The 12,084-nt window shown below is 59.8% G+C and carries 12 protein-coding genes; 6 read left to right on the top strand and 6 right to left on the bottom strand.

Translation table 11 applies throughout. The features are described from left to right. Positions 1-8: 8 nt before the first annotated feature. The 4 genes from MF6394_RS08325 to miaB all read right to left on the bottom strand — a co-directional run bounded on the left by MF6394_RS08325 (position 9) and on the right by miaB (position 3,901). Positions 9-848, bottom strand: a complete 840-nt coding sequence (locus MF6394_RS08325; protein ID WP_003194444.1) for an HlyC/CorC family transporter — start codon at positions 846-848, stop codon at positions 9-11. A 42-nt stretch (positions 849-890) separates the two neighbouring features. Further along, positions 891-1,349, bottom strand: a complete 459-nt coding sequence (gene ybeY / locus MF6394_RS08320) for an rRNA maturation RNase YbeY (protein ID WP_044268940.1) — start codon at positions 1,347-1,349, stop codon at positions 891-893. After that, positions 1,342-2,346, bottom strand: a complete 1,005-nt coding sequence (locus tag MF6394_RS08315; protein ID WP_019818064.1) for a PhoH family protein — start codon at positions 2,344-2,346, stop codon at positions 1,342-1,344. Before MF6394_RS08315 ends, ybeY begins: the two co-directional genes overlap by 8 nt. A 226-nt stretch (positions 2,347-2,572) precedes the next feature. Beyond that, entirely contained in the window at positions 2,573-3,901 is a 1,329-nt protein-coding gene (miaB, locus tag MF6394_RS08310; RefSeq protein ID WP_047711855.1) for a tRNA (N6-isopentenyl adenosine(37)-C2)-methylthiotransferase MiaB, read from the bottom strand. A 130-nt stretch (positions 3,902-4,031) separates the two neighbouring features. On the opposite strand from miaB, the gene MF6394_RS08305 reads away from it, so the two are divergent. From MF6394_RS08305 to MF6394_RS08280, 6 genes are all read left to right on the top strand, one after another. Beyond that, positions 4,032-4,358 carry a DUF1820 family protein gene (locus MF6394_RS08305; RefSeq protein ID WP_003236992.1) on the top strand — a complete coding sequence of 109 codons (327 nt, stop codon included), beginning with the start codon at positions 4,032-4,034 and terminating at the stop codon, positions 4,356-4,358. 223 nt (positions 4,359-4,581) lie between these two features. After that, positions 4,582-6,636, top strand: a complete 2,055-nt coding sequence (locus MF6394_RS08300; RefSeq protein ID WP_078466472.1) for an oxidoreductase — start codon at positions 4,582-4,584, stop codon at positions 6,634-6,636. 38 nt (positions 6,637-6,674) lie between these two features. Then, the gene (locus MF6394_RS08295) at positions 6,675-7,433 is read left to right on the top strand and encodes a transporter substrate-binding domain-containing protein (RefSeq protein WP_078466471.1); all 759 of its coding nucleotides are present in this window, start codon (positions 6,675-6,677) and stop codon (positions 7,431-7,433) included. Between the two features lie 30 nt (positions 7,434-7,463). Continuing rightward, on the top strand, positions 7,464-8,180 hold the full coding sequence (locus tag MF6394_RS08290) for an ABC transporter permease (protein ID WP_014720068.1): 717 nt from the start codon (positions 7,464-7,466) through the stop codon (positions 8,178-8,180). Continuing rightward, positions 8,177-8,887: an ABC transporter permease gene (locus MF6394_RS08285; protein ID WP_014720067.1), complete on the top strand. Its 711-nt coding sequence runs from the start codon at positions 8,177-8,179 to the stop codon at positions 8,885-8,887. Before MF6394_RS08290 ends, MF6394_RS08285 begins: the two co-directional genes overlap by 4 nt. 8 nt (positions 8,888-8,895) lie before the next feature. Beyond that, positions 8,896-10,008 (top strand): succinylglutamate desuccinylase/aspartoacylase family protein, encoded by a 1,113-nt coding sequence (locus MF6394_RS08280; RefSeq protein WP_078466470.1) that lies wholly within the window; start codon positions 8,896-8,898, stop codon positions 10,006-10,008. On the opposite strand, the gene MF6394_RS08275 is transcribed toward MF6394_RS08280, so the two are convergent. Both MF6394_RS08275 and hemL read right to left on the bottom strand, forming a co-directional pair. Further along, positions 10,009-10,563 (bottom strand): tetratricopeptide repeat protein, encoded by a 555-nt coding sequence (locus MF6394_RS08275; protein ID WP_047711854.1) that lies wholly within the window; start codon positions 10,561-10,563, stop codon positions 10,009-10,011. It lies immediately after the preceding gene. 226 nt (positions 10,564-10,789) lie between these two features. Then, positions 10,790-12,073 (bottom strand): glutamate-1-semialdehyde 2,1-aminomutase, encoded by a 1,284-nt coding sequence (hemL, locus tag MF6394_RS08270; protein ID WP_032895176.1) that lies wholly within the window; start codon positions 12,071-12,073, stop codon positions 10,790-10,792. Between the last annotated feature and the right edge of the window lie 11 nt (positions 12,074-12,084).

Below are 12,084 nucleotides of genomic sequence, written 5' to 3'. Positions count from 1 at the left end.
GTCAGTCCTTAGCGGGCAATAGGTGTCAAACGGATCAGATGGATACGACGGCTATCGGCATTCAAAATGCGGAAGCGATAGGCACCGATCTCGGTGGTTTCATTGCGCTTGGGCAAATGCCCGAACGCACTCATCACCAGGCCGCCGACGGTGTCGAACTCATCGTCCGAGAACTCGCTGTCGAAGAACTCGTTGAAGTTCTCGATCGGCGTCAGCGCCTTGATCAGGAAATCACCGCTGGGCAGCGGCTTGATGTAGCTGTCTTCTTCGACGTCGTGCTCGTCTTCGATGTCGCCGACGATCTGCTCCAGCACGTCCTCGATGGTGACCAGGCCGGCCACGCCGCCGTATTCGTCAATCACAATGGCCATGTGATTGTGGTTGGCGCGGAACTCGCGCAGCAGCACATTCAGGCGCTTGGACTCGGGCACGAAGGTGGCCGGGCGCAGCAGGTCCTTGATGTTGAAGCTGTCGCCGTTCTCCTTGAGGATCAACGGCAGCAGGTCCTTGGCCAGCAGGACACCCATGACGTCGTCATGGCTTTCACCGATCACCGGGTAGCGCGAGTGCGCCGAGTCGATCACGGCCGGGAGGAATTCCCGTGGGGTCTGGGTCGCCTTGATGCTGATCATCTGCGAGCGCGGGACCATGATGTCACGCACTTGCAGGTCAGCCACCTGAATGGCGCCTTCGACGATGGCCAGCGCTTCGCTGTCCAGCAATTTGTTCTGGTGTGCATCGCGCAGCAGCTCCAAGAGCTCCTGGCGGTTTTTCGGCTCGTGGGCAAAAGCCTGGGTCAGTTTACCCAGCCATGACTTCTGCCCGTTGCTCGATCGGTCTTCGCTCATAGCGATTACTCTAAATCCTTTGATATGACAGTTGAGTGTTGATCAGCTTTCGTCGTCTGCATACGGGTCGCGGTGACCCAGTTCTGCAAGCAACGTTCGTTCCAGCGCTTCCATTTCCCAGGCTTCGTCATCGTCTATATGGTCGTAACCCAAGAGATGCAAGCAGCCGTGGATGACTAGATGGGCCCAATGGGCCTCAAGTTCCTTGCCTTGTTCCGCCGCTTCGCGTTCGACCACCGCGACGCAGATCACCAGGTCGCCCAGCAACGGGATATCCAGCAATTCGTCGGGTACGTCGGCTGGGAAGGACAGCACGTTGGTGGCGTAGTCTTTCTGGCGCCAGGTGTGGTTCAGCTCACGGCCTTCGGCCTCGTCCACCAGACGAATGGTCAGCTCCGAGTCGGCGGTGCGCTGGCGCAAGGCCAGTTCACACCATTGGCGGAACTGGGCTTCGCTGGGGGCGGGCGCGTCGGTGGCCAGCTGCAGGTCTAGCTCAAGCATCGTGGCGAGCGTCCTTGGCGGGCGCGTCGTCGCGGTGTTCGAAACGCTCATAGGCTTCGACAATGCGCTGCACCAGCGGGTGGCGTACCACGTCCTTGGGCATAAAATGCGTGAAGCTGATACCCGGCACGTCCTTGAGCACCTCGATCACTTGGCCCAGGCCCGACTTGGTGCCCTTGGGCAGGTCGACCTGGGTGATGTCGCCCGTGATCACGGCGGTTGAGCCGAAACCGATACGGGTGAGGAACATCTTCATCTGCTCGACGGTGGTGTTCTGGCTTTCGTCGAGAATGATGAAGCTGTTGTTGAGCGTACGGCCACGCATGTAGGCCAGCGGGGCGATCTCGATCACCTGGCGCTCGATCAGCTTGGCCACGTATTCAAAGCCGAGCATTTCGTACAGCGCGTCGTAGAGCGGTCGCAGGTACGGGTCGATCTTCTGGGCCAGGTCGCCGGGCAGGAACCCGAGCTTTTCGCCGGCCTCGACCGCTGGGCGCACCAGCAGGATGCGCCGCACTTGCTCGCGCTCCAGGGCATCGACGGCGCAGGCCACCGCCAGGTAGGTCTTGCCGGTACCGGCCGGGCCGATGCCGAAGTTGATGTCGTTGCCGAGGATTTCCTTGACGTACTTCTGCTGATTCAAGCCGCGTGGGCGAATCATGCCTTTTTTGGTACGCAAGGCCACGCTGGCTTCGGCCACCGGGTTGTTGGCCAGGTCTTCCACAGCCGATTCCTGCAAGTACAGGTGCACGGTCTCCGGCGACAGCTCGCTACCCTTGGTTTCGCGGTAGAGGCGGCGCAGCAGGTTTTCTGCAGACGTGGTGTGTTGGGGTTCACCAATGAGCTCGAACTGATTGCCGCGGTTGCGGATCTCGATGCTCAGGCGTTGTTCGATCAGGCGCAGGTGCTCGTCGAACTGTCCGCACAGGTTGGCGAAACGGCGAGCCTCAAAAGGCTCGAGGATAAAACGATGGGGTTCTGCTATGGGTGCGTTCAAGGTTGCTTTTAGCCGCCCTTTGGCTGATGAGGTGAGAGAGAGAATAACGCCAGGCGCCGGTGTGCGAAAGCACTTAAATAGCCCGAGTGTGGCGCAGATCCCATGTGGGAGCGGGCTTGCTCGCGAATGCGCCAGTTCAGTCGATATTTATATTGGCTGACACACTGCATTCGCGAGCAAGCCCGCTCCCACATTTTGATCTCCATCAGACAAAAATATCGATGGGTTACTGGATCAGCGAGCCACGCAACGAGTGTGGCTGCGCCGCATCAATGTGCACATCGGCAAACTGGCCGATCAGCGTGGGATTGTCGCAGCGGAAGTTGACGATTCGGTTGTTCTCGGTACGCCCCTGCAATTCACCCGGGTCTTTCTTCGAATAATCGGTGACCAGAATGCGCTGGATCGAACCGACCATTTGTCGGCTGATTTCAAAGCCCTGTTGATTGAGGCGATGTTGCAGCGCGTTCAAACGCTCTTTTTTCAACGCCTCCGGGGTTTCATCCAGCAGGTCGGCAGCCGGGGTGCCCGGGCGCTGGCTGTAGACGAACGAGTAGGAGAAGTCGAAACCGACGTCTTCGATCAGCTTCATGGTCTGCTGGAAATCTTTCTCGGTTTCACCCGGGAAGCCGACGATAAAGTCCGAGCTGATGCAGATGCCTGGCACGGCGGCGCGCAGTTTGCGCAATTTGGATTTGTATTCCAGCGCGGTGTGGTTGCGCTTCATCGCCGACAGAATGCGGTCCGAACCCGATTGCACCGGCAAGTGCAGGTGCTTGACCAGCTCTGGTACTTCGGCGTGGGCCTGGATCAGGCTGTCGGAAAACTCCAACGGGTGCGAGGTGGTGTAGCGGATGCGCTCGATGCCGTCGACGGCGGCGACCACGCGGATCAATTCCGCCAGGTCGGCCAGGCGGCCATCATCGGTCTGGCCACGGTAGCCGTTGACGTTCTGGCCCAGCAGGGTCACTTCGCGCACGCCGTTTTCAGCCAGGTGGATGATTTCTGCCAGCACATCGTCAAACGGCCGGCTGACTTCTTCGCCACGGGTGTAAGGCACCACGCAGAAGGTGCAGTACTTGCTGCAGCCTTCCATCACCGACACATAGGCGCTCGGCCCGTCGATGCGCGGTTCGGGCAGATGGTCGAATTTTTCGATTTCGGGGAACGACACGTCCACTTGCGGCAGCTTGGTGACGCGTGCGGCGTCGATCATTTCCGGCAGGCGGTGCAGCGTTTGCGGGCCGAACACCACATCGACATAGGGCGCGCGGTCGCGGATCGCAGCGCCTTCCTGGCTGGCCACGCAACCGCCGACGGCGATCACCATGTCCGGGTTGGCCAGTTTCAATTCACGCCAGCGGCCCAGCTGCGAGTACACACGGTCCTGGGCCCGCTCGCGGATCGAGCAGGTATTGAGCAGGATCACGTCGGCATCTTCGGCGCGGGCAGTGACTTCCAGGGCCTGGTGTTCGCCCAGCAAGTCGACCATGCGCGAGCTGTCGTACTCGTTCATCTGGCAACCGTGGGTTTCGATGTAAAGCTTCTTGGCCATGGGAATCGTCAACTGGTGGTAAATAACAGCGCATTATAGGGGGCATGCCCATTGGTTCCTAGCGCTGTGCATCGGGTGCCATGCTATAGTTCGCGCCCTCTTTTATATCCCCATGTGTTGTTCGCCCACCATGACCAAACGTGAAGCTCCAATCTATAAGGTGATTTTCCTCAACCAGGGCCAGGTGTTCGAAATGTACGCCAAGCAGATCTATCAAAGTGATCTGTGGGGCTTCCTGGAGGTGGAAGAGTTCGTCTTTGGCGAGCGCACCCAGTTGGTGGTCGATCCGGGCGAAGAAAAGCTCAAGGCCCAGTTCGAAGGGGTAGTGCGCAGCTTTGTGCCCATGCATTCGATTGTGCGCATCGATGAGGTCGAGCGCCTGGGCACGCCGAAGATCAGTGAGGCTCGGGGCGTGAGCAATGTGATGCCGTTTCCGATGCCGATGCCTGAGAAGTGATCTGCAATTAATTTGTAGGGCGTTTCCGAAACTGCCTCTCAATGGATAGACATTTTGTTTGAAAGATAGCAAATTTTGTTTATTCAGAGAGGGCATCATGAATATACCAATAATAAGAAAACCTCGAAGTTTCCCCCGTTCGACTGCGTTTAATCACGCCACTCATTAGCGTCAAGTTCCATCACGCCGTCATTAACGAACTGACCTGTTCGGGAGTAGCCCTGTGCGCGATCCTCGCTATGACATTCTGTTTGAACCGGTGCAAATAGGCCCGGTGCGTACCCGCAATCGCTTTTATCAAGTTCCGCACTGTAATGGCATGGGCCACGTGCACCCCTCGGCGATGGCGCGCATGCGCGCAGTGAAAGCCGAGGGCGGCTGGGGCGTGGTGTGCACGGAAGAATGCGAAATCAGCCCGCTGAGCGAGTTCTCCCCTTATATAGAAGCGCGTCTTTGGGATGAACGCGATATTCCTGCACTGGCGCGCATGTGTGAGGGGGTACACCGTCACGGGGCGTTGGCTGGGGTAGAGCTGGCATTCAATGGTTACTCGGCGCCCAACCGCTACAGTCGCGAAATTCCCTGGGCGCCTTCCAATACCCCGGTGCGCAGTTACGACCCGGTGCAGGCTCGGGCCATGAGCCATGCCGATATCCGGCAATTGCGCGCCCTGCATCGAGCCGCCGCATTGCGCGCCCGGGAGGCGGGTTTCGACATCATCTATGTGTACGCCGGCCACGACTTGAGCGTGCCGTTCCATTTCCTCACGCCACGCAATAACCGGCGTACCGACGAATACGGCGGTACGCTGAAAAACCGTGTGCGCCTGTTGCGCGAGTTGATTGAAGACACTCGCGACGCAGTGGGTGATCGGTGTGCCGTAGCGGTCCGCCTGGCGGTGGATGAGCAAATGGCCGACGGCCTCAGCCGCGAGGGCGAAGGTGCCGAAATCTTCTCGATGCTGGCGGACCTGCCGGACTTATGGGACGTCAATGTCGCCGATTGGTCCAATGACAGCGTGACGGCGCGCTTTGCCGGGGAGGGTTACCAAGAGGCCTTCCTGCTGGGGCTCAAGGCGCTGACCAGCAAGCCCGTGGTGGGCGTCGGCCGCTTCACTTCGCCGGACACCATGGTGTCTTTGGTTCGCCGTGGCGTACTGGACCTGATCGGGGCGGCCCGCCCTTCGATTGCCGATCCGTTCTTGCCCAAGAAGATTGAAGAGGGGCGCGCCGAGGAAATTCGCGAATGCATCGGCTGCAATGTATGTGTCAGTGGCGACCACACCAGCACGCCCCTGCGCTGTACACAGAACCCGACCATGGGCGAGGAGTGGCGGCGTGGCTGGCACCCCGAGTCGGTCAACCGTACGCAGCAACCCGGCCGGGCGCTGGTGGTCGGCGCCGGGCCATCCGGGCTTGAGTGTGCACGGATCCTAGGTGCGCGAGGGATGGAAGTGGCCCTGGTCGACAGCCTGCGCACCCTAGGCGGGCGTGTAGCGTTGGAAGCCCGGCTGCCGGGGCTGGCGAGTTGGGCACGGGTGATTGACTATCGACTGGATGCGTTGAGCCGCATGCCGTCAGTCGAGATCTATCGGGAAAGCCCCTTGCAGGCCCAGGATGTGCTGGATTTCGCCGCCGAGCATGTGTTCATCGCTACGGGTTCCCATTGGCGGCGGGATGGCTTGGGACGCGCCTTGCGCTCTCCCTTAACGGGCCTGGAGAGCCTGCCCGTGCTGACGCCTGATGATCTGATGGCGGGGGTGTTGCCCACTTCGCCGGTGTTGCTGTTCGATGACGATCACTATTACATGGGCAGCGTGCTGGCCGAACACCTGGTGGCGCGGGGTGTGGAGGTGATATTCATCACCCCTGCGGCGGACGTGGCGGCCTGGACCCATAACACTCTCGAGCAGCACCGCATTCAGCGTCGTCTGATGCAGTTGAATGTCACGATCATACCGTCCCATACGCTGGTCAGCGTTAAGCCAGAGGGTGTGGTAGCGGGTTGCATCTACACCGAACGTACGCGGTTGATCCCAGCTGCAGCCTTGCTGCTGGTCACTTCCCGGGAGCCTGAGCAGGCGCTGTATCAGGCCTTGAACAACTCACCCGAACAGTTACAGGCGGCAGGCATCCGAACGCTGACGCTGATCGGCGACTGTGTGGCGCCGGGCACCATTGCGGCGGCGGTGTATTCAGGTCATCGCATCGCACGTGAGTTCGATGCGCCCGAAGGCTCGCTGATAGTGCGGCGGGAAATTCCATTTATCGAGGTGTAGTCAGTTCGACTGTTCAATCAATAACGAGGAATACAATAATGAAAAAAATACTCCTGATGTTATTCACCACACTCCTTATTAATTCATCGTTGTTTGCCAGCGATTATAAAGTGATCCGTTTCGCTGCCGATCCCAACTATGCGCCCTTTGCTTATAAAGACAGTACGGGCACTTTGACCGGTTTTGAAATAGATATTGGCAATGCAATTTGTGCACGTTTGAATGTTCGCTGCCAATGGGTCGAGAGTGACTTTGACGGCATGATTCCCAGCCTCAACGCCGGCAAGATCGACGCCATCCTTGCTTCAATGACCATCACTGCCGCTCGGCAAAAGGTCATCGACTTTTCCTCGGAGGTGTTTTCCAGTCCCACCGCCATGGTGATGCGCCCTGGCACTGAGCTTTCCACAGGCATGGCCGTCGGCTATTTGCAGGGCAGTACTCAAGAAGTGTATGCCCGGCAAGTGCTCGCCGGGCAGGGTATGAAGGTGGTGGCTTATGCCGATCAGGAGCAAGTGTACGCGGACCTGCTGACAGGGCGTTTGCAGGCATCGCTGCAGGATGCTCAGCAAGCACAGAGCGGATTTTTACGTTCACCCCAAGGCGTCGGGTTCGTGCTGGGCCCGTTGATTGACAGCGAGTTGATGCCGTCCAAAAGCGGCATTGGCATCGCCAAGGGCAACCACACGTTGAAAGCGCTGTTGGATAAGGGGCTGGCTGCCCTGCACGCCGATGGCACCTACGCTCGCCTGCAAGAGCAGTACTTCCCCGGAGTGAACATGTTCAGCGGCCAATAACCGCCCTCAACGGCCAGCGAGGACACAATCATGCTACCTGCCTTCACTCAATTCGCCGCGTCCCTGGGCGGTTTTTTGCCGATGTTACTGCACGGGGTCTGGGTCACCCTGCAACTGGCACTGTTGTCATTGCTGCTGGGGCTGATCCTGGGCCTGCTGGGGGCAGGCGCCAAGCTGTCCAGGGTCAGGGCATGGCGCCTGTGCGCGCAGGTGTATACCACCTTGATTCGCGGGGTTCCGGACCTGTTGTTGATGCTGTTGATTTTCTACGGGTTGCAGACAGGCCTGAGTCGTCTGACCAGCGAATTGGGCTGGGCCTACATCGATGTCGACCCTTTCAGCGCCGGCGTGATCACTCTGGGGTTTATCTACGGCGCCTATTTCACCGAAACCTTTCGCGGCGCGTTGCTGGCTGTGCCACGGGGCCAGTTCCAGGCTGCCAAAGCCCTTGGCCTGACCTTCAGGCAGAGTTTTGTGCATGTGATATTCCCGCAAATGATGCGGTTTGCCCTGCCGGGGCTGGGCAATAACTGGATGGTCTTGCTCAAGGCCACGGCGTTGGTGTCGATCATCGGCTTGGCAGACTTGGTGAAAGTGGCGCAGATGGCGGGCAAGAGCAGTCAGCAATTACTGGCTTTTCTGCTGCTGGCGGCGCTGGTTTACCTGTTGCTCAGCAGTGTTTCAAACGCGGCGTTGCGCTGGCTGGAGCGTCGGTATGGTGACGGTGTGCAGGAATCATCATCATGATCGAGCTTATCCAGGAGTATTGGCGGCCGTTTATCTATTCTGACGGCCAACAAATCACCGGCCTGGCCATGACCTTGTGGCTGACTAGCGCCTCTTCGTGCCTGGGCCTGCTGTTGGCGTTGCCACTGTCCATTGCCAGGACGTCCAGCCGACGCTGGCTGCGTTGGCCGGTGCAAAGCTTTACCTACGTGTTTCGCGGCACACCGCTGTATATCCAGTTGCTGATCTTCTACACCGGCATCTACAGCATTGGCGCCGTTCGCGAGCAACCGTTGCTGGATGCTTTTTTTCGCGAAGCGCTCAATTGCACCCTTCTGGCGTTTGCCCTCAATACCGCGGCCTACACCACGGAAATACTCGCGGGCGCGATCCGGGCGATGCCGCGCGGTGAAATCGAGGCTGCACGGTCGTTGGGTTTCGACGGTTGGAAGCTGTACGTGCACTTGATCATGCCCTCGGCCCTGCGCCGGTCGTTGCCCTACTACAGCAATGAAGTGATCTTCATGTTGCATTCCACCACCCTGGCGTTCACGGCAACGGTGCCGGATATCCTGAAAGTCGCACGGGATGCCAACGCTGCAACCTTCCTCACCTTCCAATCCTTTGGCCTAGCCGCGGCGCTCTACTTGTGCATTACGTTCGCGTTGATCTGCCTGTTCCGTCTGGCAGAACGACGCTGGCTGAGCTTTCTTGATTCGAATCGATAGGAGGCGATATGCAGACTTGCAGACATGAACTGTTGACGGCTGTGCCAGGTACCACGTGGCATATTCATAGTTTTCATTACGGCCCAGCCGATGCGCCGAGCAAGGTTTACATCCAGGCTTCCCTGCACGCCGATGAGTTGCCGGGGATGTTGGTGTTGTGGCATCTCAAACTACGGCTGGCAGATCTGGAGGCCAAAGGTGCGCTGCGTTGGCAGGTGGTGCTGGTGCCGGTGGCCAATCCGCTGGGTTTGGAGCAGGTGCTGATGGACGTGCCGCAGGGGCGCTTCGATAACGACAGTCGAGAGAACTTCAATCGCTTCTTCGTCGACGTCAGCCAGCAGGTCGGGGATCAGGTCCAGGATGTTCTGACTGATGATCCTGCGCATAACCTGCACCTGATCCGCGCGACCTTGCGGCAAACCCTTGTCAGCCAAGTGCCGGGGACCCAGCTGCATTCCCTGCGCCTGGCCCTGCAAACGCTGGCCTGTGACGCCGACAGAGTGCTGGACCTGCATTGTGATTTCGAGGCGGTGCAGCACCTGTACCTGGCACCGGACGCCTGGCCCCAGGTGGAACCGCTGGCGCGGTACCTGGGCGCCCGGGCCTGCTTTATGAGCCCGGACGCGGGCGGGCATTCGTTCGACGATTGCTACACCTTGTTCTGGGCACGGATGCAGGCGCGTTTTCCTGGGGTCTTTGCGGCGCCGGGTTTTGCCGTGACCGTGGAGTTGCGCGGCGTGGCTGATGTGAGCCACGGGCTGGCGCGACAGGATTGTCAGGCGTTGATCAACTATCTGACTTTGCAGGGAGGCGTTGAGGGGCAAGCGCCTCCACTACCGGCGTTATTGAGTCCGCCAACACCCTTGGCGGGGGTCGCGCCGGTGGTGAGTGCGGTGGGAGGCTTGATTGTGTTTTGCGCGCAGGTGGGGGATTACCTGGAAGCAGGACAAATCGTGGCGCACGTCATCGATCCGATTACAGACCGTGTGACCGAGGTAGTGTGTGAGCGTGCAGGGCTTTTGTATGTACGATCAATACGCCGAATGGCAAGCGCCGGTATGGCGATTGCCCACGTCGCAGGGGCCACGGCGTATCGACAGGGCTACCTGTTATCGCCGTGATCAAGGCAGGGGAGAGAAAGGCGAACGCCCATCGGCGCTCTGCAACTCCTGCAGGTAGTTGCGGAAAATCTGCCCCAGCACCTGGGTCGCCACTTCCAGTTCATCGCGCTGCATGTGCTCGGCGACTTCGTCGGCGGTGTCCAGCGCGTCTTCGGCGCCATTGACCGCGGCCATTTTCAGCACGATGTACGCCTGAATGTTGTTGGCCGGCACGCCTTCGCCTTTGAAGAACATGTTGCCCAACTGGTATTGCGCCTGGGCGTGGCCCTGCAACGAGGCTTTCTCGAAGTAGCTCAACGCTTTGTTGAGGTCAACGGCCGGGTTCTTGCTGTCGTGGTAGTACTCGCCCAACTCGTATTGCGCCTGCGCATCTCCGTCCTCGGCCTGTTTCTGGCACGCGCTCAGGGCTTCGGCCTGGCTGTCTGGCTGGGTATTGAGGGTGCAACGACCCATCGCTGGGATTAACAACGAGTTGCCGCCGGCCTGGGCATGTGCCAGTAGCGGTTGAAGGAGCAACAGGCAGCCCAGAACCAGGGTGCGGCCGGTGCGTTTCATGGGAATCGACTTACCTCTGACGGGGCGCGGGACCCTCGGGGGAGTCCAATAAGCGCGCATTATGAAATAAGCAGGCCTCTGCTTACAAAGTCTTTACTCGTTTTTCTGCTGCTTGGGCAAGTTATCTGCCGGATTGCAGGGCAATTCTCGAAAAAACCAGGAATTGTCTGTAAGCAAAGTAGCAAATCTGACGCTGCCAGGGGCAACGTCAGAAGGTTGCCGTCACTTATTTCAGGGCCGCGAAGGCGCGTTCGGCAGCATCCAGGGTCAATTTCAGCTCGGCTTCGCCATGGGCGATCGAGGTGAAGCCAGCTTCAAAGGCGCTCGGTGCCAGGTACACGCCGCCTTCGAGCATCAGGTGGAAGAAGCGCTTGAACAGCTCGGCATCGCTGCCCATCACGTCATCGAAGGTGACAATATCGTCGGCGCCGCTGAAGTACAGGCCGAACATGCCACCGGCCTGGGTGGTCACGAACGGGATGCCAGCGGCATCGGCGCGCTGTTGCAGGCCGTCGAGCAGGCGCGTGGTGTAGTCGGTCAGCTCGGCGTGGAAGCCCGGGCGGCTGATCAGGCGCAGGGTGGTCAGGCCGGCGGCCATTGCCAGCGGGTTACCCGACAAGGTGCCTGCCTGGTAGACCGGGCCGAGCGGGGCGATGTGTTGCATGATCTCGCGCTTGCCGCCGAAGCAGCCTACCGGCATGCCGCCGCCGATGATCTTGCCGAAGGTGCTCAGGTCCGGCGTGACGCCGTAGTAAGCCTGGGCGCCACCAAGGGCGACCCGGAAACCGGTCATCACTTCGTCAAAAATCAGCACCACGCCATGCTTGTCGCACTGCTCGCGCAGGCCCTCAAGGAAACCCGGGGCCGGGGGGACGCAGTTCATGTTGCCGGCGACTGGCTCGACGATGATGCACGCCACGTCCTGGCCGACTTCGCTGAGCATCTGCTCGACGGCCGCGATGTCGTTGAACGGCAGGGTCAGGGTGTGCTTGGCGAACGCCGCAGGTACGCCAGCGGAATTGGGTACGCCTTGGGTCAGCGCGCCGGAACCGGCTTTTACCAGCAGGCTGTCGGAGTGGCCGTGGTAGCAGCCTTCGAACTTGATGATGTTGTCACGGCCGGTAAAACCACGGGCCAGGCGGATCGCGCTCATGGTCGCTTCGGTGCCGGAGCTGACCATGCGTACCATCTCCATCGACGGCACGATCGAGCAGACCAGGTCGGCCATCTCGGTTTCCATCGCGGTCGGGGCGCCGTAAGACAAGCCGTGTTGCAGTTGCTGGCGCACCGCGTCGAGCACGTCCGGATGGCTGTGGCCGAGGATCATCGGGCCCCAGGAGCCGACGTAGTCGACATAACGCTTGTCGTCTTCATCGGTGACGTAGGCGCCTTCGGCATGCTTGAAGAACAGCGGCGTGCCGCCCACGCTCTTGAACGCACGCACGGGGGAGTTCACACCGCCGGGGATGTGTTTCTGGGCGTTGGCAAACAGGGTTTCGGAACGGGACATGGTCGGGCTCT

The sequence above is a fragment of the Pseudomonas sp. MF6394 genome (assembly GCF_002018845.1).
In the GTDB taxonomy this organism is placed as follows: Bacteria; Pseudomonadota; Gammaproteobacteria; order Pseudomonadales; family Pseudomonadaceae; genus Aquipseudomonas; species Aquipseudomonas lactis.
This window is presented reverse-complemented; position numbering and strand designations above follow the sequence as displayed.

Excerpts from the sequence above, each read along its gene's own strand:
- MF6394_RS08325 (WP_003194444.1), bottom strand. The coding sequence starts at position 848 with ATGAGCGAAGACCGATCGAGCAACGGGCAGAAGTCATGGCTGGGTAAA.
- ybeY (WP_044268940.1), bottom strand. The coding sequence starts at position 1,349 with ATGCTTGAGCTAGACCTGCAGCTGGCCACCGACGCGCCCGCCCCCAGC.
- miaB (WP_047711855.1), bottom strand. The coding sequence starts at position 3,901 with ATGGCCAAGAAGCTTTACATCGAAACCCACGGTTGCCAGATGAACGAG.
- MF6394_RS08305 (WP_003236992.1), top strand. The coding sequence starts at position 4,032 with ATGACCAAACGTGAAGCTCCAATCTATAAGGTGATTTTCCTCAACCAG.
- MF6394_RS08295 (WP_078466471.1), top strand. The coding sequence starts at position 6,675 with ATGAAAAAAATACTCCTGATGTTATTCACCACACTCCTTATTAATTCA.
- MF6394_RS08290 (WP_014720068.1), top strand. The coding sequence starts at position 7,464 with ATGCTACCTGCCTTCACTCAATTCGCCGCGTCCCTGGGCGGTTTTTTG.
- MF6394_RS08285 (WP_014720067.1), top strand. The coding sequence starts at position 8,177 with ATGATCGAGCTTATCCAGGAGTATTGGCGGCCGTTTATCTATTCTGAC.
- MF6394_RS08280 (WP_078466470.1), top strand. The coding sequence starts at position 8,896 with ATGCAGACTTGCAGACATGAACTGTTGACGGCTGTGCCAGGTACCACG.
- MF6394_RS08275 (WP_047711854.1), bottom strand. The coding sequence starts at position 10,563 with ATGAAACGCACCGGCCGCACCCTGGTTCTGGGCTGCCTGTTGCTCCTT.
- hemL (WP_032895176.1), bottom strand. The coding sequence starts at position 12,073 with ATGTCCCGTTCCGAAACCCTGTTTGCCAACGCCCAGAAACACATCCCC.